Origin of the sequence: Tepidamorphus sp. 3E244 (genome assembly GCF_046159835.1) — a bacterium.
In the GTDB taxonomy this organism is placed as follows: Bacteria; Pseudomonadota; Alphaproteobacteria; order Rhizobiales; family Tepidamorphaceae; genus JACKJK01.
Genome location: NZ_JBJXCY010000002.1, coordinates 625,845 through 649,551 on the forward strand (window position 1 = coordinate 625,845; position 23,707 = coordinate 649,551).

The 23,707-nt window shown below is 63.7% G+C and carries 24 protein-coding genes; 9 read left to right on the forward strand and 15 right to left on the reverse strand.

The features are described 5' to 3' along the window. Position 1: 1 nt before the first annotated feature. The 3 genes from ACKTEK_RS11835 to ACKTEK_RS11845 are packed head-to-tail and all read left to right on the forward strand — an operon-like array spanning position 2 to position 1,973. The gene (locus ACKTEK_RS11835; RefSeq protein WP_409165502.1) at positions 2-943 is read left to right on the forward strand and encodes an aminotransferase class IV; all 942 of its coding nucleotides are present in this window, start codon (positions 2-4) and stop codon (positions 941-943) included. Continuing rightward, a complete protein-coding gene (locus tag ACKTEK_RS11840) occupies positions 940-1,233 on the forward strand; it encodes a GNAT family N-acetyltransferase (protein WP_409165503.1) in 294 nt (97 codons plus the stop codon). The genes ACKTEK_RS11835 and ACKTEK_RS11840 overlap by 4 nt, the downstream gene beginning before the upstream one ends. Further along, positions 1,215-1,973, forward strand: coding sequence for a hypothetical protein (locus ACKTEK_RS11845; protein ID WP_409165504.1), 759 nt, complete (start codon positions 1,215-1,217; stop codon positions 1,971-1,973). Before ACKTEK_RS11840 ends, ACKTEK_RS11845 begins: the two co-directional genes overlap by 19 nt. Positions 1,974-2,094: 121 nt before the next feature. Here ACKTEK_RS11845 and fliJ read toward each other — a convergent pair whose 3' ends face one another. Together fliJ and fliI are read right to left on the reverse strand one after the other, a co-directional pair. Next, positions 2,095-2,505, reverse strand: coding sequence for a flagellar export protein FliJ (gene fliJ / locus ACKTEK_RS11850; protein WP_409165505.1), 411 nt, complete (start codon positions 2,503-2,505; stop codon positions 2,095-2,097). An 11-nt stretch (positions 2,506-2,516) separates the two neighbouring features. Continuing rightward, a complete protein-coding gene (fliI, locus tag ACKTEK_RS11855) occupies positions 2,517-3,854 on the reverse strand; it encodes a flagellar protein export ATPase FliI (RefSeq protein ID WP_409166151.1) in 1,338 nt (445 codons plus the stop codon). A 403-nt stretch (positions 3,855-4,257) separates the two neighbouring features. On the opposite strand from fliI, the gene ctrA reads away from it, so the two are divergent. Beyond that, positions 4,258-4,950 (forward strand): response regulator transcription factor CtrA, encoded by a 693-nt coding sequence (ctrA, locus tag ACKTEK_RS11860; RefSeq protein WP_409165506.1) that lies wholly within the window; start codon positions 4,258-4,260, stop codon positions 4,948-4,950. A 140-nt stretch (positions 4,951-5,090) separates the two neighbouring features. On the opposite strand, the gene ACKTEK_RS11865 is transcribed toward ctrA, so the two are convergent. From ACKTEK_RS11865 to chpT, 6 genes are all read right to left on the reverse strand, one after another. Next, positions 5,091-6,059 carry a CheR family methyltransferase gene (locus ACKTEK_RS11865; RefSeq protein ID WP_409165507.1) on the reverse strand — a complete coding sequence of 323 codons (969 nt, stop codon included), beginning with the start codon at positions 6,057-6,059 and terminating at the stop codon, positions 5,091-5,093. After that, on the reverse strand, positions 6,056-7,252 hold the full coding sequence (locus tag ACKTEK_RS11870; protein WP_409165508.1) for a chemotaxis response regulator protein-glutamate methylesterase: 1,197 nt from the start codon (positions 7,250-7,252) through the stop codon (positions 6,056-6,058). Before ACKTEK_RS11870 ends, ACKTEK_RS11865 begins: the two co-directional genes overlap by 4 nt. 79 nt (positions 7,253-7,331) lie before the next feature. Next, complete coding sequence (locus tag ACKTEK_RS11875; protein ID WP_409165509.1) at positions 7,332-7,700, reverse strand: response regulator; 369 nt, start codon at positions 7,698-7,700, stop codon at positions 7,332-7,334. 68 nt (positions 7,701-7,768) lie between these two features. Next, on the reverse strand, positions 7,769-8,245 hold the full coding sequence (locus ACKTEK_RS11880; protein ID WP_409165510.1) for a chemotaxis protein CheW: 477 nt from the start codon (positions 8,243-8,245) through the stop codon (positions 7,769-7,771). Further along, on the reverse strand, positions 8,242-10,992 hold the full coding sequence (locus tag ACKTEK_RS11885; protein WP_409165511.1) for a chemotaxis protein CheW: 2,751 nt from the start codon (positions 10,990-10,992) through the stop codon (positions 8,242-8,244). The genes ACKTEK_RS11880 and ACKTEK_RS11885 overlap by 4 nt, the downstream gene beginning before the upstream one ends. A 117-nt stretch (positions 10,993-11,109) precedes the next feature. Further along, positions 11,110-11,748 carry a histidine phosphotransferase ChpT gene (gene chpT / locus ACKTEK_RS11890; protein WP_409165512.1) on the reverse strand — a complete coding sequence of 213 codons (639 nt, stop codon included), beginning with the start codon at positions 11,746-11,748 and terminating at the stop codon, positions 11,110-11,112. On the opposite strand from chpT, the gene cysQ reads away from it, so the two are divergent. Then, positions 11,747-12,754 carry a 3'(2'),5'-bisphosphate nucleotidase CysQ gene (gene cysQ, locus ACKTEK_RS11895; protein ID WP_409165513.1) on the forward strand — a complete coding sequence of 336 codons (1,008 nt, stop codon included), beginning with the start codon at positions 11,747-11,749 and terminating at the stop codon, positions 12,752-12,754. The genes chpT and cysQ overlap by 2 nt on opposite strands. Positions 12,755-12,758: 4 nt before the next feature. Here cysQ and ACKTEK_RS11900 read toward each other — a convergent pair whose 3' ends face one another. After that, positions 12,759-13,313 carry a YHS domain-containing (seleno)protein gene (locus ACKTEK_RS11900; protein WP_409165514.1) on the reverse strand — a complete coding sequence of 185 codons (555 nt, stop codon included), beginning with the start codon at positions 13,311-13,313 and terminating at the stop codon, positions 12,759-12,761. 158 nt (positions 13,314-13,471) lie between these two features. Here ACKTEK_RS11900 and ACKTEK_RS11905 point away from each other — a divergent pair, with 158 nt between their 5' ends. Together ACKTEK_RS11905 and ACKTEK_RS11910 are read left to right on the forward strand one after the other, a co-directional pair. Continuing rightward, positions 13,472-14,050, forward strand: coding sequence for a DUF1134 domain-containing protein (locus ACKTEK_RS11905; RefSeq protein ID WP_409165515.1), 579 nt, complete (start codon positions 13,472-13,474; stop codon positions 14,048-14,050). Between the two features lie 257 nt (positions 14,051-14,307). Then, positions 14,308-15,540: a hypothetical protein gene (locus ACKTEK_RS11910; RefSeq protein WP_409165516.1), complete on the forward strand. Its 1,233-nt coding sequence runs from the start codon at positions 14,308-14,310 to the stop codon at positions 15,538-15,540. Between the two features lie 60 nt (positions 15,541-15,600). Here the strand turns inward: ACKTEK_RS11910 and ACKTEK_RS11915 are convergent, their stop codons facing one another. The 4 genes from ACKTEK_RS11915 to ACKTEK_RS11930 are packed head-to-tail and all read right to left on the reverse strand — an operon-like array spanning position 15,601 to position 19,124. Further along, complete coding sequence (locus ACKTEK_RS11915) at positions 15,601-16,461, reverse strand: metal ABC transporter permease (RefSeq protein ID WP_409165517.1); 861 nt, start codon at positions 16,459-16,461, stop codon at positions 15,601-15,603. Continuing rightward, a complete protein-coding gene (locus ACKTEK_RS11920) occupies positions 16,461-17,318 on the reverse strand; it encodes a metal ABC transporter permease (protein ID WP_409165518.1) in 858 nt (285 codons plus the stop codon). Before ACKTEK_RS11920 ends, ACKTEK_RS11915 begins: the two co-directional genes overlap by 1 nt. Further along, positions 17,315-18,214: a manganese/iron ABC transporter ATP-binding protein gene (locus tag ACKTEK_RS11925; RefSeq protein WP_409165519.1), complete on the reverse strand. Its 900-nt coding sequence runs from the start codon at positions 18,212-18,214 to the stop codon at positions 17,315-17,317. Before ACKTEK_RS11925 ends, ACKTEK_RS11920 begins: the two co-directional genes overlap by 4 nt. A 13-nt stretch (positions 18,215-18,227) precedes the next feature. Further along, positions 18,228-19,124: a metal ABC transporter substrate-binding protein gene (locus tag ACKTEK_RS11930; protein WP_409165520.1), complete on the reverse strand. Its 897-nt coding sequence runs from the start codon at positions 19,122-19,124 to the stop codon at positions 18,228-18,230. A gap of 202 nt (positions 19,125-19,326) precedes the next feature. On the opposite strand from ACKTEK_RS11930, the gene mntR reads away from it, so the two are divergent. Beyond that, positions 19,327-19,770, forward strand: a complete 444-nt coding sequence (gene mntR / locus ACKTEK_RS11935) for a manganese-binding transcriptional regulator MntR (RefSeq protein WP_409165521.1) — start codon at positions 19,327-19,329, stop codon at positions 19,768-19,770. Here mntR and ACKTEK_RS11940 read toward each other — a convergent pair. Together ACKTEK_RS11940 and ACKTEK_RS11945 are read right to left on the reverse strand one after the other, a co-directional pair. Beyond that, the gene (locus ACKTEK_RS11940; RefSeq protein WP_409165522.1) at positions 19,767-20,783 is read right to left on the reverse strand and encodes an aldo/keto reductase; all 1,017 of its coding nucleotides are present in this window, start codon (positions 20,781-20,783) and stop codon (positions 19,767-19,769) included. The two genes, mntR and ACKTEK_RS11940, sit on opposite strands and share 4 nt — an antisense overlap. 10 nt (positions 20,784-20,793) lie before the next feature. Then, positions 20,794-21,627, reverse strand: a complete 834-nt coding sequence (locus ACKTEK_RS11945; RefSeq protein WP_409165523.1) for a 3-keto-5-aminohexanoate cleavage protein — start codon at positions 21,625-21,627, stop codon at positions 20,794-20,796. A gap of 207 nt (positions 21,628-21,834) precedes the next feature. Between ACKTEK_RS11945 and ACKTEK_RS11950 the strand changes: the two genes are divergently transcribed. Beyond that, a complete protein-coding gene (locus ACKTEK_RS11950) occupies positions 21,835-23,685 on the forward strand; it encodes an outer membrane protein (RefSeq protein WP_409165524.1) in 1,851 nt (616 codons plus the stop codon). Positions 23,686-23,707: the final 22 nt, after the last annotated feature.

Genomic DNA, 23,707 nt, shown 5'->3' on the forward strand with positions numbered 1-23,707 from the left:
GATGACTTCCACCCACGACTACGAGGACGACCCGCGCAACGCCACGATCCTGATCGACGTGAACGGCGAATTGAAACACCGCGCCGAGGCCACCGTCTCGGTCTTCGATTCCGGCTTCATCCTCGGTGACGGCGTCTGGGAAGGCCTGCGCGTCATGGATCGTGGCGTCGCGTTTCTCGATGCCCATCTCGACCGACTGTTCGAAGGCGCCAAGGCCATCGACATGGATGTCGGGCTGACGCGCGCGCAACTGGCGGACCGCATCTTCGCCTGCCTTGCCGCCAACGACATGCGCGACGGCGTGCACATCCGCCTCATGGTGACGCGTGGCATCAAGCGCACGCCATATCAGGACCCGCGCGTGACCATCGGTCCCGCCACCGTCGTCATCATTCCCGAGTACAAGGAAGCGAAGCCGCAGGTGCGCGCCCGCGGCATCTCGCTCTTCACCGTGCACGTGCGCCGCACCGGCCCTGCCGAGCAGGACCAGAAGCTGAACTCCCATTCCAAGCTCAACTGCATCCTCGCTTGCATCCAGGCGGCCAAGGCCGGCGCGGACGAGGCGCTGATGCTGGACCCGGACGGGTTCGTCGCCACCTGCAACTCGACGCACTTCTTTATCGTGCGAAAGGGCGAGGTCTGGACCTCGACGGGCGACTACTGCCTCGGCGGCATCACCCGCGCCAACGTAATCCAGGTCGCGCAAGAATCCGGCCTCACCGTTCGCGAGAAGCGGTTCTCCCTGACGGACGTCTACGGCGCGGAGGAAGCCTTCGTTACCGGCACATTCGCGGGCCTCGTGCCCGTGCGCGAAGTCGACGGGCGCACCATCGGCAAGCCGGGCGAGGACACCGTTACCGCCGGACCCCTGACCCAGACGCTGTCGGATGCCTACAAGGCGCTGGCGGCGCGCTCCATCACCAGACAGGACACTTCCAGATGAGCGATACCGATATCGAGATCATCCGTGAGGACGGCGAGACCAAGGGGCGCTACATCGCCCGCATTCCCGGAAAGCCGGATGCCGAGCTGACCTATTCGAAGGCCGGGCCGTCACGCATCATCATCGACCACACCGGCGTGCCCGATGCCCTGCGCGGACTTGGCGTTGGCAAGGTGCTGGTGGAACGCGCGGTGAAGGATGCCCGCGAGGCCGGCATCAAGGTGCTGCCGCTGTGCCCCTTCGCCAAGGCGATGATCGAAAAGACCCCGGAATGGCAGGACGTGCTGTGAACGATCCCGTCCGCATCGCCATGTGGTCGGGTCCGCGCAATATCTCGACCGCGATGATGCGCAGCTTCGGCGCGCGCCCCGACAGCTTTGTCACCGACGAGCCGTTCTATGCCGCCTACCTCGATGCGACGAATCTCGACCACCCGATGCGCGATGACATCATCGCCGATGGCGAGCAAGACCCGCACAAGGTCGCGGACTGGCTCACCGGCCCGGTGCCGGGTGGCAAGTCGGTCTTCTACCAGAAGCACATGACGCACCACATGATCCCGTCGGTCCCGCGCGAGTGGATGGGCAAGGTGTCCCACGCGTTCCTGATCCGCGAACCCGAGCGCGTTCTGGCGTCCTACGTCGCCAAGCGCGAGCGCGTCGAACTCGCCGATATCGGCTTCGTCGTCCAGGCAGAACTTTTCGACATGGTGGCCGACATGCTGGGCGAGGCACCGCCCGTCATCGCCGCCCATGACGTGCGCGAGAATCCGGAATCGATCCTCAAGCAGCTTTGTGAACGGCTGGGCGTGACCTTTCTGCCCGACATGCTGTCATGGAAGCCCGGCATCCACGCCACCGACGGCATCTGGGCGAAACACTGGTATCATCAGGTCGAGCGTTCGACCGGCTTCGCACCGCCCGCAGAAAAAGACGCAGGTCTCCCGGTCCTGCCCGCGCACCTGCAACACATCGCGGACGAGGCGCGCCCGCATTACGAGCGGCTCGCACGCCACAGCCTGCGCCCCTGAGCCCGCGCCCTTGGCGGGTCAGTCACACGTCCTCACAAGCGCACGGACGCAGACACGCTTCAGGCCCGTGGCGGTGTTATCCGCCACGTGCCCGGAGCAAGGTGTCGTTTTTGGTGGAACGTCAGCCCTGGAAGGCGAGACGTCCGGCCAGTGCGTCCATTTCCGCCTGATCGCGCTGCGCTTCGGCTGCACGTTCACGGTCGGTGGAGCGCTCCTCGAGAATCTCGATCTTCTTGAGATCTTCGAGCGCCTCGGCCAGCGCATCCTGCGCATCGCGCAACTGGCCGTCCAGTTCGCCTGCCGAGGCAAGCACGTTATCGCGGCGCTGCATCGCGGCGCGTGCAAATGTCGGATATGCGAAATGACCGATATCGGTCACCCCCGCGCGGCTTTCCTCGTCCTTGATCTGGCGCTCCAGATCATCCGCCATGCGGTGGAACTCGGAAATCATGGTCTCGATCTGCGCCAGGTGGCGGCGTTTCTCATCAACCTGAAAACGCTTGAATCGAATCAAGCTTTCTCGCGACTTCATGGCCTCACTCCTTACTCATCAGCCTTACCAGCCCCGGTGACCCCAACAATGGCTGCAAGTTTCCGGTAGCCTTCGTCTATCGTCGTTGCCTCGTCCTTGGCTTGGCTCAGGAATTCTTCCAGCGGTGCGTTGAGGACGATTGCCTCATCGACCAGCGGGTCGCTCCCCTTCCTGTAGGCACCAAGCCGTATCAACTCCTCCATGTCCGCATAGGTGGCGAGCAGATTGCGCGCCCGCTTGATGGCGGGACGGTACTCGGCTGCCGACGATTCAGGCATGGTACGCGAAACCGATTTCAGAATGTTAACGGCGGGGTATCTTCCGCGCTCCGCGATCGATCTTTCCATCACAATGTGTCCGTCGACGATGGAACGAACCGCGTCCGACACCGGTTCATTGTGGTCGTCGCCATCGACGAGCACGGTGAAAAGCCCGGTGATGTTGCCGCTGCCGGCCGGCCCGGGACCTGCCCGCTCCAGCAGGCGCGGCAATTCTGTGAAGACGGTCGGCGTATAGCCTTTGGCAGTGGGCGGCTCGCCGCTGGCAAGGCCGATTTCGCGCTGTGCCATGGCAAATCGCGTCAGCGAGTCCATCATCAGCAGCACGTTCTTGCCCTGGTCGCGGAAATATTCCGCGACCGTCATGGCCATCATCGCAGCCTGCCGGCGCATCAAAGCGGGTTCGTCCGAGGTCGCGACGACGACGCAGGCGTGCTTGAGACCCTCTTCGCCAAGATCGTCCTGCAGGAACTCCTGGACCTCGCGGCCACGTTCGCCCACCAGACCGATGACCGTGACATCGGCATCGGTATTGCGAGCGATCATGGAAAAGAGCACCGACTTGCCGACGCCGGAGCCTGCAAAAATGCCCATGCGCTGCCCGCGGCAGCACGTTGCAAACGTATTGAGCGCGCGCACGCCAAGGTCGATCGGTTTGCCGACGCGCTGTCGGGTGTGTGCCGCCGGCGGCTTTGCGCGCAGGTGGTAGGGATCGGCGCCGCCATCCATGCGGCCCTTGCCGTCCATCGGCCGCCCGCGTCCGTCGATCACCCGGCCAAGCCAGCCGTTGGTCGGCCGGATGACCGGGTCTTCATCCTCCACCACGGCGCGGCAACCCATCCGCACGCCTTCGAGCGGGTCGAGCGGCAGGGCCAGCGCGCGCTCACCGCGAAAGCCCACCACTTCGCAATAGACAATGTGATCCTCGGTGTCGGCGATCCGCAGCCGCGAGCCAACGCGCATCTGCCGCACCGGCCCGGCCACCTCCACCAGCAAGCCCTGCAGCGCCGCCACACGGCCGAAAAGCTCCACCTCGCCGATGGTCTCGACGTCGGCCGAGAGCGCGCGCAGGCGCTCGCTCGACTTCGTCGGCGCCGAAGATGGGGCTGAACGGGCGGCGGAAACCATTTGTTTACGATCTCCGAAAATAATGTGGATGAACGGCGCCCCGCGCCGCGATCCCCAAAACAGTTACCGAAAACGGGTGAACCGCCTGCAAACGGCGAGTCGGATGAATCATCTGCACTCCGTTCTTAAAGTAATTTGTTAACCATATTGGGGCCAAAATCATTCAGTTTTTCAGTGCTCTGGGGCGATTCGCGTAACTCGGAGTCTAACGTAAAAGTTGACGCGAATCAGTTTTTGTTAACCATTGGGCGTTAACAATCGGATTCGCAGGCCGCGGCAGGCACGGGGACTCGCAAGGAATGCGAGTGAGCCTCGCCCAGGATAGGCAGCGGAAGGGATTTTCAGTATGCGGATTTTGCTGATCGAGGACGACAGCGCGACAGCGCAGAGCATCGAGTTGATGCTCAAGTCGGAGAGCTTCAACGTCTATGTGACGGATCTCGGCGAGGAAGGAATCGACCTCGGCAAGATCTATGACTACGACATCATTCTCTTGGATCTCGGGCTGCCGGACATGAGCGGCTACGAGGTTCTCAAGACCTTGCGCCTTTCAAAGGTGAAGACGCCGATCCTCATTCTCTCGGGCAATTCCGGGGTCGAGGACAAGGTTCGCGGTCTCGGCGTCGGCGCCGACGACTACATGACCAAGCCCTTCCACAAGGACGAGCTGGTCGCGCGCATCCACGCCATTGTCCGTCGCTCCAAGGGTCACGCCCAGTCGGTCATCACGACCGGAGACCTCACCGTCAACCTCGACACCAAGACGGTGGAAGTCGCCAGCCAGCGCGTGCACCTGACCGGCAAGGAATACCAGATGCTGGAGCTGCTCTCGCTGCGCAAGGGCACGACGCTGACCAAGGAAATGTTCCTGAACCATCTCTATGGCGGCATCGACGAGCCGGAGCTGAAGATCATCGACGTCTTTATCTGCAAGCTGCGCAAGAAGCTCTCCACCGCAACCGGCGGCAAGAATTACATCGAGACCGTCTGGGGCCGCGGCTACGTCCTGCGCGATCCCGAAGACGAGATGGCAGCCTGACGCAACGCTTCAGGCAAGCAACCAAGAAAAACCCCGCAGTCGGAACCGGCTGCGGGGTTTTTCTTTTGTCTGTCAGCCACTTGAGGCTTCAGCCCGATTCAGAATCCCGCCTCTGGCAAAGCGGACTCTAAGCCTGAACTTCAGCGCGGGCGAACACCCGTGATCGGGAGAACATTCGATCCAGCACGTGTCGCAGAAACCGGGCTTGCCGCAGGCGCAGCGGCGCCGCTGCCGATGCCGCCGAAGGCACCGCCATTTGCGGCCAGTCGCATGGCCGGCCGTTCAGCCGCCTTGCCGTGTCCGTTGGGCCGGTAGATGCCGCGCCCACCCTGCTGCGGAACGAAATCCGTGGTCAGGCCGACAACCGTCTCGGCTGCACCCAGGACCAGGTAGCCGTCGGGAGCGAGAACCCTGGAAATGCGGTTCAGCACGTCGAGTTTCGTCTGCGCATCGAAGTAGATCAGCACGTTGCGGCAGAAAACGACGTCGAACTGGCCGAGATTGGAGAAATTCTCCAGCAGGTTCAGCGTGCGGTACTGCACCATGGCGCGAATGGCCGGGTTCAGCTGCCACATCTCGCCCTGCTGCTCGAAATACTTGAGCAGCATCTGAACGGGCAGGCCGCGCTGAACCTCGAACTGGCTGTAGAGACCGGCGCGAGCCTTTTCCAGCACCTCGTTGGACAGGTCGGTGCCGATGATCTCGGTGCGCCAGTTGGGAAGCTGCGGGGCCATCTCCTTCAGGATCATGGAGATCGAGTAGGGTTCCTGGCCCGTGGACGCTGCCGCGCACCACACCCGCAAGCGCTTGTTCACGCCGCGCGTCTTGATGATGTCGGGCATCACCTGGTCGCGAAACTGGTCGAAGGGCGTCTTGTCGCGGAAGAAGAACGACTCGTTTGTCGTCATCGCTTCCACGACAGCGTTTTCCAACGCCCGGTTGCGGCCTGCGCGCAGCTCGCGCGCGACCTCGCCAATGTCCTCGATGCTGTTGCGGCGAAGGATCGGCTTCAGCCGGCTTTCGAGGAGATATTCCTTGTCGGCGGCGAGCGCGAGGCCCGAACGCTGCTTCAGGAAGGTCTGGAAAAAGGCAAAATCTGCGGGTGTCACGCGAGCGCCCCCATGGCGAGACTGTTGATCTTTCTGCCGATTTCTTCGACCGTCATAAGTGCCGCGCTGGCGCCGGACTGGGCCACGGCCCCCGGCATGCCCCACACGACGCTGGATTCCTTGTCCTGCGCGAGGATCGTGCCGCCGGCATCGGCAATGCTGACCGAGCCGTTGGCCCCGTCACATCCCATACCCGTCAGCACCACGCCGAGCACGGCGGAATTCCACACCGTCGCAGCCGATTGGAAGAGCGGATCGACCGCCGGCTTGCAGAAGTGCACGGGCGCATCGTCGGTCAAGCGGATCTTCGGCGCGGCGCGCGTGCCTGCCACGATCATGTGCTTGCCGCCCGGCGCGACGTAGATGCGGCCCGGAACAATCGGTTCGCCGTTTTCGGCCTCGGCAGCCGGGATGCGCGCGGCGCGCGTCAGATGCTCGGCCAGGATGGCGGTGAACGTCGCCGGCATGTGCTGGGTAATCAGGACCGGCATCCGCTTCCAGATATCGGAAGAAAGCGTCCCCAGGAGCTTGGCAAGCGCCGGCGGGCCGCCGGTTGAAGAACCGATAACCAGCGCGGTGGGCCGGATGCGCGAGAATGACCGGTGCTTGATCGGCTCGCCGGCACCACCTGCGGGCGCAAGGCCCGGCGAGGGCGCAGCGGTCGCGGGACGCGCAGCAGCCGCACCCGGCTTGGCAGACGGCGGCGTGCTGAAGGGCACGCGTGCCTGCGGACGGCCGGCGGCGGCAGCACCCAGCGCGCGGATCTTCTCGATCAGCTCGCGGCGGAAATCACTGGAGGTCGAGACCCCGGAATTGGTCTCGGGCTTGGGCACGTAGTCGGCCGCGCCAAGCGACAGCGCCTTGAGGCTGATCTCGGCATTGCGGCGCGTCAGGGTCGATGCCATGACGATCTTCACGCCCGGGCAGGCCTTGAGCAGCAGCGGCAGCGCCGTCAGCCCGTCCATCTCGGGCATCTCGATGTCGAGAACGATGACGTGCGGTTTGTCCTGCGGCGCTTTTTCAACCGCGACCTGGCCGTTGCGATAGCTGCCGACCAGTTCGATACCGTCTTCCTCGTTGACCCAGCGGGTGACCATGCCGCGCACGACGACGGCGTCGTCGACCACGCAGACACGAATGGCGTTGGCGGCCGAGGCCGGTGGAGAAGTGGGACGGGTGGCGGTCAGTGTCATCGGTCTCGGTCCTGGAGGCGTGAGCACCGGCGAACCGGCTGGAAAGGAAACAGGCCGCCCGAGGGCGGGCAACCCGTCGTCAGGCCAGCAGTCCAGTCTGGAGCAGCTTGGCTTCGACGATTTCGCGGTCGAACGGCTTCATGATGTATTCGTCGGCACCCGAGCGCAGCGCGCGGGCGATCTTGCCGATGTCATTTTCCGTCGTGCAGAAAACGACCTTCGGCGCATCGCCACCGGGCAGCGAGCGAATTTTTTCCAGGAAGGAAATGCCGTCCATTCGCGGCATGTTCCAGTCGAGAAGGATCGCATCCGGGAAGGCATCCGCGCAGGCATCAAGCGCGGTATCGCCGTCCTCGGCTTCGCTGACCATGAAGCCGAGATCTTCAAGGATGCGCCGAGCGACTTTCCGGATAACGCTGGAATCGTCGACGACAAGGCATGTTTTCATCGGGTATCCCCGTACGCTGAACTACAACTCACCACCCGGCATCCTATCGCCGGCATCTTGCCAAAAGCTTACGCGGCGACTGGCTCGCTGGACATCGCGAGCACGCGCGACACGTCGAGCAGAACCATCAGCTGGCCTTCCAGCCGGCACACGCCGGTGGCAATCTCGGCCCACTTGCTGTCGAGGTTCGTCGGCGTCGCCTCGATGGCGGAATTCTGCAGGCGCATCACCTCACCGACCTCGTCGATGACGAGACCGTAGGATTCGCCTTTGTGCTCAATGCCAACAGCCATCGGCAGCGCATCCTTCTCGCGCAGCGGCAGGCCGAGCTTGCGGCGCATGTCGATGGCCGTGACGATACGCCCGCGCAGGTTCAGCACGCCGGCAATGTCACCGCGCGCCTGCGGCACCGGGGTCATGTTCTGCGGGATGAACACGTCATGCACGTCGTTGATGTGCATGCCGAAAAGCTGCTTGCCGATCACCGCGGTGATGTATTCGCGGGTCTCGCCGTTGTCGTTGTCCTGGATCATCTCGGCGCTCATGCGGCAACTCCGGTGCGGTTCTGGCCGAATTCGCCGATCGCGGCGAGAAGGCCGTGGCGGTCGAACTTGGCGACAAAGTCATGGAAGCCGGCCTGGCGGCCGCGTTCGATGGCGGCCGGTTCGCTGTGCGAGGACAGCGCAATGACCGGAAGGCGCGAATGCGAGTTGCTGCGCGAGATGCGCTCGGCCAGCTCGAAGCCGTTCATCTCGGGCATCTCGATGTCGCTGACGACGAGGTCGAACTCTTCGCCCGCTTCGAGTGCTGCAAAGGCAGCCGCACCGCTGGAATAGGTCTTCACCTTGTAACCGGCGGACTTCAGCACCGGCGACAGCATGTTCAGGAAGAACGGCGAGTCGTCGACCAGCATGATGGTGCGGTCGAGGGAGGCTGCCGACATTTCCTTGCGGCCGAACCAGTCGTCGAACGCCATCGGCAGGAAGTGACCCACATCGATGATCTCGGTGGCGTGGTCCTTGACGACCGCCGAGCCGAGAATGCCCGGAAGCGCGGACTGTACCTCGATGTTGAGTTCGTCCTCGACGATGTCGACGATCTTGTCGATCACCAGGCCCATGGAGCGGTTGTTTTCAGTGAAGACCAGCATCGGCTGGGTGCCGGAATCGCGCAGCTTCACCTCTTCGCTGACAAAGATCAGTGGCATCAGGCTGCCGCGATACTGCACCAGCAGGCGTCCGTTGGACCGCTCGATTTTCTCCACTGGGATCTCTTCCAGTCGCGTGACCAGCGAAAGCGGAACCGCCTTCGGATCTTCGCTGCCGGCAGTGAACAACAGCAGGCTCGTCAGTTCGCGGGCGCTGCTGCGCTCCTCGGCTGCCGCGCTGGTGTTGGCGAGCGCCTCGACCACGTCGTTGCGGATCGTGTTCGCGACACCGTTCGGGTCGAGGATCATGATGACCGAACCGTCGCCCAGGATGGTGTTGCCGGAGAAGGTCGGGATGTTGCGGAGCATCGTGGACATCGGCTTCACGACGATTTCCTCGGTGTGGAAGACGCCGTCCACCACGATGCCGAAGATGTTGCCGCCAACCTGCATGACGACGATGAAGCCGCTATCGGCATCCTCCACCACGCTGCCCTCGTCACCGTCGGCGGTTGCCGTGGCATGTTCCATGCCGAGGATGTCGCGCAGCGACATGAGCGGAAGCAACTGGTTGCGCAAGCGAAGGACTGGCGTGTCCTTGATGCGCTCGATCTTGTGATCGCTGTCGGACTGCGCACGCACCAGTTCCACCACCGCAAGCTGCGGGATGGCGAAACGCTGGCCGGCGCACTCCACGATGAGCGCCGACACGATGGCCAACGTCAGCGGAATCTTGATGGTGAATGTCGTGCCTTCGCCCTGTACCGACTTCAGGTCGATGGACCCGCCGATGAGTTCGATATTGGTGCGCACCACGTCCATGCCCACGCCGCGGCCGGAAACCGAGGTGATGGCGGCAGCGGTGGAGAAACCGGCGTTGAAGATGAAACGCTGGATCTGCGTTTCCGACATCTTCTCCATCTCGGCTTCGGTCGCCAGGCCCTTCTCGATCACCTTCTGGCGGATCTTCGCGGCGTTCAGGCCGCGCCCGTCATCGGCGATGGAGATGATGATGTGGCCGCCTTCGTGATAAGCCGAGAGCCGGATGAGGCCCTTGCCGGACTTGCCCTTGGCAACGCGGTCCTCGGTGGTCTCGAGCCCGTGGTCGGCGGAGTTGCGGACCATGTGGGTAAGCGGATCCTTGATGAGCTCCAGAACCTGACGGTCAAGCTCGGTCTCCGCACCGATCATTTCGAGTTCGATATCCTTGTCCAGTTCCTGGGCAAGGTCGCGAACGATACGCGGAAGCTTCTGCCACGCATTGCCGATGGGCTGCATGCGCGTCTTCATGACGCCTTCCTGCAGCTCGGCCGTAACATTGGAGAGGCGCTGCAGCGGCACCTTGAATTCGGAATCCTCGTGGCGGCGCACGATTTCCAGAAGCTGGTTGCGGGTCAGCACCAGTTCGCTGACCATCGTGATGAGGTGCTCCAGCGTCTCGACATTGACGCGCAGCGAGGCCTGCTGGACCGGCGCTTCGCGCTTGGCCTTGTCCTCGGCCTTGGCCGGCTCTTTCTTCGACTCGGGCGCAGCAGCCTTCACTTCAGCGGCAATGGCATCAAGATCAGGGCCCTCGGCTTCCAGGAACGCACGTTCCAGGTCGTCGAGCGAAACTTCACCGGGCTTCAGCGGGCGTTCCAGTTCCTGGAAGACACCGGGAGACTCACCGGCGGCCTGTTCTGCCACGGCTTCGGCGGGGGCCTCGTCGGCCTCGGCAACTGCTTCGCCCGGCTCTTCGGCAGGCGCTGCCTCGCCGCTGATGGCGCGCGCACCTTCTTCCGAAAGCCTGTCGAGTTCGGCGATCAGGTCGTCGTCGGAACCTTCCGGCTCCGCGCCTGTCTCGCCGAGGAGATTCAGAATTTCCTTGATTCGGTCGATCGACTTGAGGATCAGCGAAACTGCCTCTTGCGTCACCGGCGCACCATCACGGAACTTGCCCATGAGGCTTTCGCCCGCATGTGCGAGTGCTTCAAGGCGCGGCAGGCCGAGGAAGCCGCACGTTCCCTTGATCGTGTGTACGAGGCGGAAAACGTTGTCGAGAATCTTGGCGTTGTTCGGTTCCTGCTCGAACTGAACAAGTTGCACATCGACGACGTCGAGGCTTTCGTGGGTTTCGGTCAGAAACTCGCTAAGAAGATCATCCATACGATACGCCCATCTTGTCGGGTTGCCGGCCGTTCGAGCCGGATTTGACCGAATAGTGGGGGCAAACCGTTAAGGATGGATTGCACCGATCTTGGTAGAGCGATGTAGTTTTTGCTTTTAGGCCGGTACCGCGGTGATCGTGCAGCTTTGTTCGCCGGGCTGAAAAGCAACCACAAGACCAGCATCTGCCGCGACAAGCTTGGTGTAGTACGGCTGGATGGAATGGGCATCGATGCCGGTTTCCGGCATCTCTCCCGACACCAGTTCACGCACACCCGCCGGCACCTTCGCATTGGTGCCCTTGGCAAAAACCTTCAGGCTTCCTGTATCGCGGTTCACGTCGGCGGTGATCTCGCCACCGCGCGGAATGATCGTGTTGGCGATGATGATGAGGTTCAGCAGCAGCTTCACCTTGTCCTTCGCAAGCGCGCCGTGGGGCGCGGCCCAGTTCAGCTTTGTCCGCTCGCTCTCGATGAAACCGCGCGTGACCTGCCCGGCTTCGCCAAGATCGATCTCGCTGCCCGCCGACGAGCCGGCACCGTAGGCCATGCGGCAGAACTGGAGCTTGTTGCTGGCCTGTTCGGCGCTCTTGACCACGAGGTCGAGCGCGAATTCATGCATGTCGGCATTGGCTTCATCGGCCATGACTTCGAGGCCGTTGTTGATTGCGCCGACGGGACTGATGAGGTCATGACAGATCTTTGAGGTCAGCAATGCTGCAAGTTCCATCGGGCCGGGCGCTTCTGCTTGGCTCATGTCGGTCCTCCGCATCATTGTGCCGCCACGTCAGCCGAGCAATCGCTGCCGGGTGCAAATCAGTGACCGGTTGATACAATGCGTCGCCCGGCGCTGCCAAGCCGCGATGGACAGGACTGCCATGACAAATTCGGATTTCGACCCCGCTCGCGGCATCGGCGCGACGCTCGCAGCCATCGCGATCGAGGCAGGAATAGCCATTCTCGACGTCTTCCACTCGAATTTCGACGTGGACGAAAAATCGGATCATTCCCCCGTGACCGCAGCCGACAAGCGCGCCGAGCGGATCATCCTCCAGAGACTCGTCGAACATTTCCCGGACGTTCCCGTGATCGCCGAGGAGTCCGTGTCGGCCGGACAGGTCCCGGCGCACGAGGCCCGGATGTTTCTCGTCGACCCCCTGGACGGCACGCGTGAGTTCATCGCGGGGCGCGGCGAGTTCACCGTCAACATCGCGCTCATAGACAACGGCGCGCCGATTGCCGGCGCGCTCTATGCACCTGCGTGGCGCGATGCCTCTGGCTGGATCTGCTTTGCCGATGGCTCGCGCGGGGCCTGCGAGGCGGATGTGGAAAACCCGTCCAGCGAAGACGCGTGCCTGCCACCACAGTCCGCGTGGCGGCGCCTTTCAACCCGCAAGCCGGACGCGAACGGGATGAAGGCGGTTGCCAGCCGCTCGCACCTGAGTGCGGAAACGCGTGACTACCTGGCGCGCATCGGCATCGAACAAACCGTGAGTGCCGGCTCGGCGCTGAAGTTCTGCTTGCTGGCCCGTGGTGAAGCCGACGTATATCCGCGCCTCTCCCCTACGATGGAGTGGGATACGGCGGCAGGCGACGCGATCCTGCGGGCGGCTGGCGGCTGCGTGGTGCGGCGCGACGGCGAGCCGATGGATTACGGCCAGCGGCCGGGTGAATATCTCAACCCACATTTCATCGCGTGGGGAACACCCGAACCGCCGGAACGCTTCCGCGTGACGGCGAACAGGCAGGCCGTCTCAGGCTGAGAGATCAGTTGAAGATGTCGGGAGCAGGCGCATCCGGCGAGGTCGGCTCGACCTTCTTTTCCGGCTTCGGCTCGGGAAGGCCGTTCATGCGCCGCCACTCGGCTTCCGCCATGGCAACGAACTCGTCCGGTGCTTCGTTGAACACGGCGATCTGCTGCGGCGTGTGGAAGAGCAGCACACCGCCCTTGTGCATGACGTAAAGCTCGGGATTGCCGGACGCGTAGTGCCCGCGCGCGAGAGACACGACGCTGAAGCCGCCGAAGCGTGGTGCATAGAGTTCCGGGTGCGCGTCGAAAGCCTGCTGATTGCCGGGATTGGCGAAAATCCAGGCCGCATCATGCCAGCGAGCGAGGTTCAACGGATCACCGGCGCGCGGCCGCCCGTCGGTGAAATAGCTCACCGGGTCAAACCCGGCGATGGCAAAGCCCGTGGTTGCGTCGACGGAAACCGGCAGCGCGTTTTGCGGCACCGGCTGGCCCGGCACCTGCCCGGCAGCTTTCGCGCCACCACCGAACATGATTGCAACAGGCAGCGCGAAAAGCGCCACCAGTGTTGCCACGCCAGCATTTGGCCGGATTGCCGACATTTTGTTAACCAACTCGCTACCATACTGCGCCGCAAGAGCGGCTCAATGGCCGTGAGCGTGCACCTGCAGGCGTTAAAAAACAGCCAAGCAGCGCTTGCGACGGGTCGCCTGGAAACTTTCGGAGACAGTCCATGCTGAACCGTCGCAACTTCGTGTCCGGCCTCGCCGCCACCGGCGCGACCACCGCCGCGCCGTTGACCGCGCTGGCCCAGTTCGCAGATCCCAATGCAACCTATTCTTCCGACGAGATCGTCGACACCGGCCACCGCTTCTTCGGTGCCGTGTCCAAGGGCCTCGCAAAAACCGTGGAATATTGCTTCAGCCAGGCTGGCCGTCCCAACGGCTACATCCTCGGCGAGGAAGGCAGCGGCGCGATTGTCGCGGGCCTGCGCTACGGCGAAGGCACGCTCTACACCAAGAATGCCGGCATGCACCGCGTCTACTGGCAGGGCCCGACCATCGGCTGGGACTTCGGTGGCGAAGGCAGCCGCTGCATGACGCTGGTCTACAATCTCCCCTCCGTTCCGGAACTCTACAAGTATTATGGCGGCGTGAACGGCTCGGCCTACGCCATCGCCGGTCTTGGCGTTGCCTTCTACGGCAACAATAACATGGTGCTGGCACCGATCCGCTCAGGGATCGGCGCGCGTCTGGGCGCCAATATCGGCTACCTCAAACTGACCGCGCACCCGACCTGGAACCCGTTCTGATCTGACGGTTTCCACACCGCTGAATTGACGAACGGCCGGCGCCCTCGCCGGCCGTTTTCGCATGTGCGGCTTTTCGCGTTAGCCTTGATGAAAGGTAAATCTTTCGGTTCGGACAGCTTCCATGGCAAGATGGCTCCACAGGGAACTGTCAGTGTGGGCAAGCATTGTCCGGCACCGCCGATCCGGCGGCACGAAATCACCGAAATCGACGACCAGCGACACGAAACAAAAGCGTTCCAGGCACGGGTGAGAGTACGATGATCGAGTGGATCATGTTGTTCGCGTTGGGTTTTTGCACGGCCGGCATTCTCGCCGTGCTCGCAATCCCCGTCATCTGGCGGCGCGCTGCCAAGATCACCGGACGCCGCATTCGTGGCGCGCTCCCCGTCTCCATGGGCGAAATCCAGGCCGACAAGGACCAGATGCGCGCCGAGTTCGCCATGGCCGCGCGCAAGCTGGAACGCTCCATCGAGGAGTTGAAGCAGAAGTCCGCGCGCCACCAGGCCGAGATCGGCAAGCGTGACGAGGTCATCCGCAGCCAGAAGGTCGAGATCATCAATCGCCGCCGCACCGAGGAAGAGCTTCTCGAGCGCGTCGAGAAACTGGATTCGCGCCTCTCCAAGCAGGACAAGGAACTCTCGACCCGCGACAACGCCATCGAGGCGCGCGATTCAACGCTCGCCGAGCGCCAGTCCGCACTGTCGCGCAGGGATGCCGAAATCGCCGAACTCAACACCCTGTCGGATACCCGCCGGGTCGAGGTTGTGGCCCTGAAGACGCGCATGGAAGCGCTCAAGGCCAACCTGTCGGAGCGCGACGAGAACATCGCCAAGCTGAAGGCCCGCATCACCGAGGCCGAGGACGAGATGAAGTCCGTCCGCAAGATGCTGGCCGAGCGCGAGACAGAATTGTCTGCCCGCGATGGTGAAGTCCGTCGCCTGCGCCAGTCCATCGACAAGCAGGAAAAGGCGATTGCGGAAGCAGACTCCAACATTGCCGGCCTCAAGCGAGCACTCGCGACCGAGCGCAAGCTGGTGACGGAGAAGGATCGGGAGATCGACACCGCCACTGGTTCCATGTCCGAGCGCAACGCCGAGGCGGGACGTCTGGCGGCACAGCTTGCAACTGCCAACAAGCAGCGCGTGCGCGCCGAGGAAAAGCTTCAGAAGCTGGAAACCGAACTGACCGAACTGCGCGCTGGAAACGGGTCGCGCTCGCGCGCCGGCGTCGTGGCGAACGGCAACGGCTCACCCGTCGTCGCCGACAAGGAATGGGAAACGGAGAAGCGCGAGAACGCGCTGCTTCGCGAGCACCTGAACGACTTGGCAGCGGAAGTCGTCAGCCTCACGAGCGCGCTCGATGGCGACAACGGCGAGATCCGCAACATGGCCGACGATCTCGTCTCGACGCCGGCTGGCGGCGAGAGCAAGTCGGCACAGTCGCTGGCGGACCGCATCCGCGCGCTGCAGAGCCAGGTGGCCCGCCATTAGGCGGACACCGATACGAAGTGGCCCGCCATTAGGCGGACACCGATACGAAGCGGCCCGCCACTAGGCGTTTTCTGCGGCTTCTTCCAGGTCCACGTCCACCGCATTGCTCGCCCGCCGGTTCAGCACCTGCCGGTAGACGAAGGCGGCCATGAAGGTCGCCGTCAGCAGCAGGATGATGGTCGGCGCGGGCGCGCTGTCGAGCCAGAAGCTGGCATAGACGCCCGCCACCATCGCGAAGGCCGTGACCAGCACGGCCACCACCATCATCTGCGAGAAGCGGTTCGTCAGCAGGAAGGCGATGGCGCCCGGCGCGATCAGCAACCCAATGGCGAGGATCAGCCCGACTGCTTTCAGCGTGCCCACCACCGTCAGGGAAAGAAGCGCCAGCAGCCCGTAGTGCAGCACGCGCACCGGCAGCCCCACGGCGCGCGCCTGCGCCGGGTCGAAGGCATGCAGCAACAGGTCCTTCCAGCGCACCAGCAGCAGCGCCGTCACCAGCGCGGCGATTAGGCCCGTCGTCCACAGATCTTCTGACCCCACGCCGAGCATGTTGCCGAACAGGATGTGGTCGAGATGCACGTTGGTGCTGACCTTCGTGTAGAGCACCATGCCGAAGCCGAACATGCCGGAGAACACGACACCCATGATCGTGTCCTGCTTCACGCGGCTGTTTTCCTTCAGGTACCCGGTCGCGAGCGCGCACGTCATGCCGGCGATGAAGGCCCCGACCACCAGCGGGATATTGACGATGTAGGCGATGACGATGCCCGGCAGCACTGCGTGGCTGATGGCATCGCCCATCAGCGACCAGCCCTTCAGCACCAGGAAGCACGACAAGATCGCGGTTGGCGGTGCCAGCAGCAGCGCGATCCAGAACGCGTTCTGCATGAAGCCGAACTGGAAGGGCACAAGAAGCTCCATCAATGCGCCTCCTCCAGCGCCAGCCGCGCGCGGCGTCGCGCTGCCAGCAGGCCGTGCTTGGGTGCAAACACGAAGACGCCGAGGAAGATCAGCGTCTGCAGGGTAATGATGATGCCGCCTGTCGCCCCGTCGAGAAAGAACGAGAGATAGGCACCCGCAAAGCTCGTCACCGCGCCGAGAACGACGCTGATGGCGATCAGCCGGGGAAACCGGTCGGTGAGCAGGTAGGCCGTCGCACCCGGCGTCACCACCATGGCGATGACGAGGAATGCGCCGACCGTCTGCAGCGCGGCGACGCACGACGCCGACAGCAGCACGAAAAAGATGAACTTGAGCACGTCGGGCCGCAGGCCGATGGAGCGGGCGTGATCCTCGTCGAAGAACACGACCATCAGGTCCTTCCACTTCAGCAGTAGCACCGCCAGCGACACGAAGCCGATGAGCGCCAGTTGCACCGTGTCGGCGGGCGTGATGGCGAGGATGTTGCCGAGGATGATCGTCTGCACGTCGACCGGCACCGGCGAGACGGAGACCATGAACAGGCCAAGCCCGAAGAAGGACGTGAAGATGATCCCGATGATCGTGTCTTCCTTCAGCCCCGTGCGCTGGTTGAGAAACAGCATCGCGGCGGCTGCCAGCCCGCCGGAGAGAAACGCCCCGACCGCGAACGGCAGGCCGAGCATGTAGGCCCCGGCGACACCGGGCACGATGGAATGGCTCAGCGCATCGCCGATCAGTGACCAGCCCTTGAGCATCAAGTAGGCGGAGAGGAACGCGCAGACCCCGCCCACCAGCGCGCTCACCCACATTGCGTTGGTCATGTAGCCGTAGGCGAAGGGTTCCAGCAGCGTACTCAACTCTCGTCGCGCTCCGCCAGCGTCTTGGTCTGCTCGTCGTAGATGACGAAAGGGCGCTCGTCGTCGGTGATGATGGTCACCTCGCGGTGGTCCTCGTCGTCGTGCAGGTCCTGCCCGCCGAGCACGAAGTGCCGCAGCACGCCGCCGAACGTGTCTTCCAGGTTCGCCCGCGTGAAGGTCTCCACCGTCGGCCCGTAGTGCAGCACGGTGCCCTTCACCAGCACAGCCTGGTCGCAGAATTCCGGCACCGAGCCGAGATTGTGGGTGGAGACGAGCATGACGCGGCCCTCCGCGCGCAACTCGCGCAACAGCGCGATGATCGCGGCCTCGGTCTTCACGTCGACGCCGGTGAAGGGTTCATCGAGCAGGATCACCTGCCCTTCCTGCGCCAGCGCGCGGGCAAGGAAGACCCGCTTTCGCTGGCCGCCGGACAACTCGCCGATCTGCCGGTCGGCAAACTCGGCCATGTTGACCCGTTCCAGCGCAGCGGAGACGGCATCGTGGTCGATACGCGATGGAATGCGCAGGAAGCCCATGCGCCCGTAGCGGCCCATCATCACCACGTCGCGAACGAGGACCGGAAAGGTCCAGTCGACCTCCTCGGCCTGCGGCACGTAGGCGACAATGCCCTGCCCGACCGCGTCCTTCACGTCCATGCCGAGCATTCCGATCTTGCCGCGCCCGAACGGCAGGAACCCCATGATCGCCTTGAACAGCGTGGACTTGCCAGCACCGTTCACGCCGACAAGCGCGGCGATGGTGCCGCGCGGAATGGCGAAGCTCGCATCGCGCAGCGCCGTTACGCCGTTGCGGTAGGTGACCGTGACGCCATCGGCCCACAGCCCGGCTTGCGCCTTGTCGGAAACCTCGACTCGCTCGTCGACCTTCATGTCCATGAGGCGCTCCCGGTCATTGTCCGCCCAGTCCCTTGGCGATGGTGTCGACGGTCACGCGCAGCAGGTCGAGATAGGTCGGCACCGGGCCGCCCTCTTCCGACAGGCTGTCTACATAAAGGACGCCGCCATAGGCAGCCCCGGTCTCCCGCGCGACCTGTTCGGCAGGATCGGTGTTGACGGTGCTCTCGCAGAACACGGCGGGAATTGCGTTGTCGCGCACCGCGTCGATCATCCGGCGCACCTGCTGCGGCGTGCCGACCTGGTCAGCATTCATCGGCCACAGGTAGATTTCCTTCAGGCCGAGATCGCGGGCGAGATAGCTGAACGCGCCTTCGCAGGTGGCAAGCCAGCGCTTGTCCTGCGGCACCGTGTCGATCTCCGCGCGCAGCGGCGCGAGTGCTGCATCGATCTGCGCCTTGTAGCTTTCGGCATTCGCGGCATAGGTGTCCGCGTTTCCGGCGTCCTGCGCCGACAGCGCATCGCGGATGTTATCGACATAGATCTTGGCGTTGTCCGGCGACATCCAGGCATGCGGGTTCGGCTTGCCCTCGTAGGAGCCTTCCGAGATCGGAATCGCGTCCACGCCCTCGCTCAGCGTGGCCGAGGGCACGTCACCGAGATTGCGCAGGAACTGCTCGAACCACAGCTCCAGGTTCATGCCGTTCCACAGGATGAGGTCCGCACCCTGCGCACGAACGAGGTCGCGCGGCGTCGGCGCGTAGCCGTGGATTTCCGCGCCGGGCTTGGTGACGGATGCGACCTCCGCCGCGTTACCGGCCACGTTCCGCGCGATATCCGCGATGACGGTGAAGGTCGTGACGACGCGCAGCTTGTCGGCGCGCGCTTCGGCGAACGGCGCCGCGGCAACAAGGGCGATCAGCATCAGGGACGCCATCAGGCGCGGAAACATCAAACACATCCTTTGCAGAAACTCGACTTCTCCAGTGAATATAGCAAAGGCTAATTTAATGGCAATGGGCTGAATTTCATTGGCCTTGCAATTCCCCTCGTGAGGAATCTTCGTGGCGCTAGCGAGAAGTTAGCCCTTGCTATGAAAGTGTTCACCCGCGAAAATCGTTTGCACGATAACCACCTGCGGGAGAGAGCCAGATATGACGGGACGTACCGCCAGACGCGCCCTCCCCGATGCGGAAGCCCAATCGCAAAGCTTCAAGCAGGTGCGCGAGGCCCGACGCAGCGCGCTGGTCGAGGATTACGTGGAACTGATTTCCGACCTGATCGGCCGCGATGGCGAGGCCCGGCAGGTCGATATCGCGACCCGCCTGGGCGTTTCCCAGCCAACCGTCGCCAAGATGCTGAAACGTCTGGTGGAAGAAGGCCTCGTCACCCAGAAGCCCTATCGCGGTGTCTTCCTCACAGAGGCCGGCCAGACCATCGCCGCCGACAGCCGCGCGCGCCACCAGACGGTGGAATCCTTCCTGCGCGCGCTGGGCGTCAGCGAGGAGACAGCCCGCACCGACGCTGAAGGCATCGAGCACCACGTCAGCGAAGAGACACTCGAAGCCTTCCGCCGCTTCATCGGCACGAAGCGCTAGGCCTGGCCGCTTCGCGCGACGCGACCCTCCAGCGGATAGGCCGGGTCGGAGTAACCCGGCGTCGAGGGGTGCCCTGCCGGCACGAGGCTGTCGACGAGCGCCTCGTCCTCTGCTGTGAACGTGTAGTCGAGCGCGCCGAGATAATCGGTCCACTGCGCGATGGTGCGCGGCCCCGCGATGGTGCCCGTCACCAGCTTGTTGTTCAGCACCCATGCAACCGCGAACTGCCCCGGCGTGATGCCGCGCGCCTGCGCGTGTTCTTTCAGCGTCTGCGCGATCCGCAGCGATTCCTCGCGGAACTCCGCCTGCATGATGCGCTTGTCGCCAGACCCGGCGCGCGTGTCGCTGGGAGGGGCTTCACCCGGCGCGTACTTGCCAGACAGGACGCCGCGCGCCATCGGCGAATAGGGAAACACCCCGAGCCCGAAATGCGCGCAGGCCGGCAGGTGCTCGACCTCCGGCATCCGGTTCATGGCGTTGTAGTAGGGCTGGCTCACCACCGGCGGGGTGATGTTCATCTCGCGGCAGATGCGCACGATTTCCGCAACCCGCCACGAGCGGTGGTTGGAAACGCCGATATAGCGGATCTTGCCCGCGCGCATGAGGTCGGCAAAGGCGCCGATGGTTTCCTCAAGCGGCGTCGCGTGGTCCTCGCGGTGCAGGTACTGGATGTCGAGATAGTCCGTGCCGAGCCGCTTCAGGCTCGCCTCGGTTTCCTCGATCACGTACTTGCGCGACAGGCCCACCTGGTTCGGCCCGTCGCCGGTCTTGTTGCCAAGCTTCGTCGCCAGCACCCAGCGGTCGCGGTACTTGCCGATGGCGCGCCCGACGATCTCCTCCGACGCGCCCTCGTTGTAGACATCCGCCGTGTCGATGAAGTTCACGCCCGCATCGAAGGCGTGCGCGATGATCTTCTCCGCGTCGAGGCGCTCCGTGCGTCCGCCGAACATCATCGTGCCGAGGCAGATCGGCGAAACCTTCAGGCCGGACCGGCCAAGCGTGCGATAATCCATTCTTGTCCCCTCACGCCGCCGGCCGCAGGCCGAGCAGCTTGCGCGCCTCGGCGACACTCGCGACCGTGCGCTCATATTCGCCGCACATGTCGGCGACGCGCTTCACCAGTTCCGCGTTGGAAGCGGCAAGCCGCGTCTTGTCGAAACGGATGTTGTCCTCAAGCCCGGTGCGGCAATGCCCGCCCAGTTCCAGTGACCACTTGTTGAGCGTCAGCTGGTCCTTGCCGATGCCGGCCCCGGTCCAGGTTGCGTCGGGCATGAGACGGTTCAACTCGCTCACCATGAATTCGAGTGCCTCGCGCACCACCGGCAGCGCGTTCTTCACGCCCATGACGAATTGCACGTGCAGCGGCGCCTTGATCTTCCCCTCGTCCGCCAGCCGCAGCGCCTGGTACAGCATCGACAGGTCGAACGCCTCGATCTCCGGCTTGATGTCGTATTCCATCATCTTGTCCGCGAGATCCTCGATCAGCTCCGGCGGGTTCTCGTAGATGCGCAGCGGGAAGTTGCACGATCCCGTGGACAGCGAAGCCATGTCCGGGCGGTGATGCAGCATGCCGCCGCGCTCGTTGCCCTGCCCCGAGCGCCCGCCGGTCGAGAATTGCACGATCATCCCCGGGCAGTGCTTGTCGATCCCCTCCTTCAGGCGCCCGAACTTCTCCGGGTCCGAGGTGGTCGACCCGTCGTCATTGCGCACATGGACATGGGCAAGTGTCGCACCGGCCTCGAAGGCTTCCTGCGTGGACTCCACCTGCTCGGCGACGGTGATCGGAACCGCCGGGTTGTTTTCCTTGCGCGGGACCGAACCCGTGATGGCGACAGTGATGATGCAGGGCTTGGACATGGGTGCGCTCCGGCGTGGTGATCTTCAGGCGGAGCCACACGATGCGGATTTTCCGCGCCGGGTCAAACGTGGGAAGGCAAGCCGATCACGATGGCGCTGTTGCCGTATGGTCACGCGGTGTCGGATTCGGTTTTCCTTGCACAGAAATGAACTGGGGTTTCCGAGAGGCGGACGTAGGTTCTTCACTGCATTGGGGGGCTACGAATCATGACTGATCGCACGGAACAGAACTTCCGCAAGGGCCTGCGCAACGCGCGCTACGCTCCGGCTTGCATCGCGGCCGTTCTCGGCGCGACCATCGCGCTGTCGGGAACAGCAAGGGCCGAGGGTCCGCTGGACTGGTCCGGCTGGTACTACGGCGCCCATGTCGCCGACGCGCATTCCTCGTTCGAAGATCCGGCGGATGCGATCAACGACAACACGACCATGGTTCACAACGAGACCAACGCGACTGGCGCCGGTCTCCATGCCGGTTACAACTGGCAGCGCAGCGCGTGGGTTGGCGGCGTCGAGGTCGACGCGACGCTCTTCGAGGGCTACCGCGTGCTGCCGCGCGGCGGTGGCAGCTCGATGGACGTGAGCGCTGCATTCTCACTGCGTGCCCGCCTTGGCTACGCGATGGGCCGCGCCCTGCCCTATGTCACGGGCGGTGTCTCCGCCATGACCGTCGATTTTGACGGCGACACGACCGATGACCCGGTGTTCTGGGGCTACGTGCTCGGCGCGGGCCTGGAATATGCGCTCAACCCGGCCGTCAGCGTGCGCACCGAGTATCTCTACAATTTCGGTACCGACGAAGTGACCGGCGAAGGCGGCACGGGCGATGTCGACCTGTCGACCCACATGTTCCGGATCGGCGTGTCCTTCAAGTACGACGCAGTTCATGGCGCAGGCGCGACCGAGTTTGCCGAGACCGCCGCGTCCGTCGACTGGAGCGGCTTCTATGTCGGTGTTCTCGCCGACATGACCAACGCCGTCGTCTCCGACAAGGATGAGGACATCACTGACATCGACGTCAATCACTTCGGGTTCTCAGGCAATGGCATCGGTGTCTACGGTGGTTATTCGCACCAGTGGAACCGCATCGTCGCAGGCGTTGAAGCGAGCTACACGGCCAACCAGGTGGCCGACCTGATCGGTGGCACCGCAGGCTTCCGGATGGAACTCGACGACACGTACATGGTGCGTGGCCGCCTCGGTTACTCTTATGGAAACGCCCTGCCGTTCGTGACCGCAGGCGTCGCCGGTGGCGATCTCGTGATGTTCGACGATGGCGACATCATCAACAACGCCGTCGGTGACCTGGTCGGCTACACTGTCGGTGCCGGTCTCGACTGGCTCATTGCACCGCACGTCGTGGCGCGCGCCGAATACTTTTACACCGACTACGGTACAGCCAACTATGACGGCGGCCCGGAGGAAGTCGGTCTGACGACGCACACCATGCGCGTCGGCCTTGCCGTCAAGACCGGGGACAGCGATCCCTCGGGTGGCCTTGGCGGGATGGAAGAACCGTTCAACTGGACCGGCGTCTATGCCGGCTTGCACGCCGGCTCCAGCAACTTCGAAGTTGACGATCCGGACGAACAGATCGGATCCGGCCCGAAGTTCAATATCGATGGCGTCGCCATGGGCGGCCTGATCGGTGCGAACTACCAGTACAATTCGCTGGTCTTCGGCGTCGAAGCCGATATCAGCCACACGCCGTTCGACACCTGGGCACCTTCGGGTGGCGACCGCGTGGAAGCAAACGACATGCTCTCGGTCCGAGGCCGTCTCGGCTACGCGCTCGGCAACACGCTGCTCTTTGCGACCGCCGGCTGGGCAACAACTGAAATCGACACCAACGATCGTGACTTCGGCCGCCTCGATTTCGACGGCTTCATCGTCGGTGGCGGCTTCGAACACGCCGTCTCGCGAAATGTCGTGGCGCGTCTGGAATACCTCTACACGGATTTCGGTTCCGAGCTTGGTCCCGACAACGATCCAGACGAGGTCTACACCCCCAACAACCAGACCATCCGCGGCGCGGTCACCTGGCTCTTCCACACGCAGTAAGTGGCGGCCCGGTGGTTCGGCC

Bases quoted from the DNA above. Each gene is read 5' to 3' on its own strand.
- ACKTEK_RS11870 (WP_409165508.1), bottom strand. From the start codon at position 7,252: ATGACACTGACCGCCACCCGTCCCACTTCTCCACCGGCCTCGGCCGCC.
- ACKTEK_RS11905 (WP_409165515.1), top strand. From the start codon at position 13,472: ATGCTGAACCGTCGCAACTTCGTGTCCGGCCTCGCCGCCACCGGCGCG.
- ACKTEK_RS11840 (WP_409165503.1), top strand. From the start codon at position 940: ATGAGCGATACCGATATCGAGATCATCCGTGAGGACGGCGAGACCAAG.
- ACKTEK_RS11910 (WP_409165516.1), top strand. From the start codon at position 14,308: ATGATCGAGTGGATCATGTTGTTCGCGTTGGGTTTTTGCACGGCCGGC.
- ACKTEK_RS11945 (WP_409165523.1), bottom strand. From the start codon at position 21,627: ATGTCCAAGCCCTGCATCATCACTGTCGCCATCACGGGTTCGGTCCCG.
- cysQ (WP_409165513.1), top strand. From the start codon at position 11,747: ATGTCGGTCCTCCGCATCATTGTGCCGCCACGTCAGCCGAGCAATCGC.
- ACKTEK_RS11925 (WP_409165519.1), bottom strand. From the start codon at position 18,214: ATGGACATGAAGGTCGACGAGCGAGTCGAGGTTTCCGACAAGGCGCAA.
- ACKTEK_RS11875 (WP_409165509.1), bottom strand. From the start codon at position 7,700: ATGAAAACATGCCTTGTCGTCGACGATTCCAGCGTTATCCGGAAAGTC.
- ACKTEK_RS11835 (WP_409165502.1), top strand. From the start codon at position 2: ATGACTTCCACCCACGACTACGAGGACGACCCGCGCAACGCCACGATC.
- mntR (WP_409165521.1), top strand. From the start codon at position 19,327: ATGACGGGACGTACCGCCAGACGCGCCCTCCCCGATGCGGAAGCCCAA.
- ACKTEK_RS11915 (WP_409165517.1), bottom strand. From the start codon at position 16,461: ATGGAGCTTCTTGTGCCCTTCCAGTTCGGCTTCATGCAGAACGCGTTC.
- ACKTEK_RS11880 (WP_409165510.1), bottom strand. From the start codon at position 8,245: ATGAGCGCCGAGATGATCCAGGACAACGACAACGGCGAGACCCGCGAA.
- ctrA (WP_409165506.1), top strand. From the start codon at position 4,258: ATGCGGATTTTGCTGATCGAGGACGACAGCGCGACAGCGCAGAGCATC.
- ACKTEK_RS11885 (WP_409165511.1), bottom strand. From the start codon at position 10,992: ATGGATGATCTTCTTAGCGAGTTTCTGACCGAAACCCACGAAAGCCTC.
- ACKTEK_RS11950 (WP_409165524.1), top strand. From the start codon at position 21,835: ATGACTGATCGCACGGAACAGAACTTCCGCAAGGGCCTGCGCAACGCG.
- ACKTEK_RS11940 (WP_409165522.1), bottom strand. From the start codon at position 20,783: ATGGATTATCGCACGCTTGGCCGGTCCGGCCTGAAGGTTTCGCCGATC.
- ACKTEK_RS11845 (WP_409165504.1), top strand. From the start codon at position 1,215: ATGGCAGGACGTGCTGTGAACGATCCCGTCCGCATCGCCATGTGGTCG.
- fliJ (WP_409165505.1), bottom strand. From the start codon at position 2,505: ATGAAGTCGCGAGAAAGCTTGATTCGATTCAAGCGTTTTCAGGTTGAT.
- chpT (WP_409165512.1), bottom strand. From the start codon at position 11,748: ATGAGCCAAGCAGAAGCGCCCGGCCCGATGGAACTTGCAGCATTGCTG.
- ACKTEK_RS11930 (WP_409165520.1), bottom strand. From the start codon at position 19,124: ATGTTTCCGCGCCTGATGGCGTCCCTGATGCTGATCGCCCTTGTTGCC.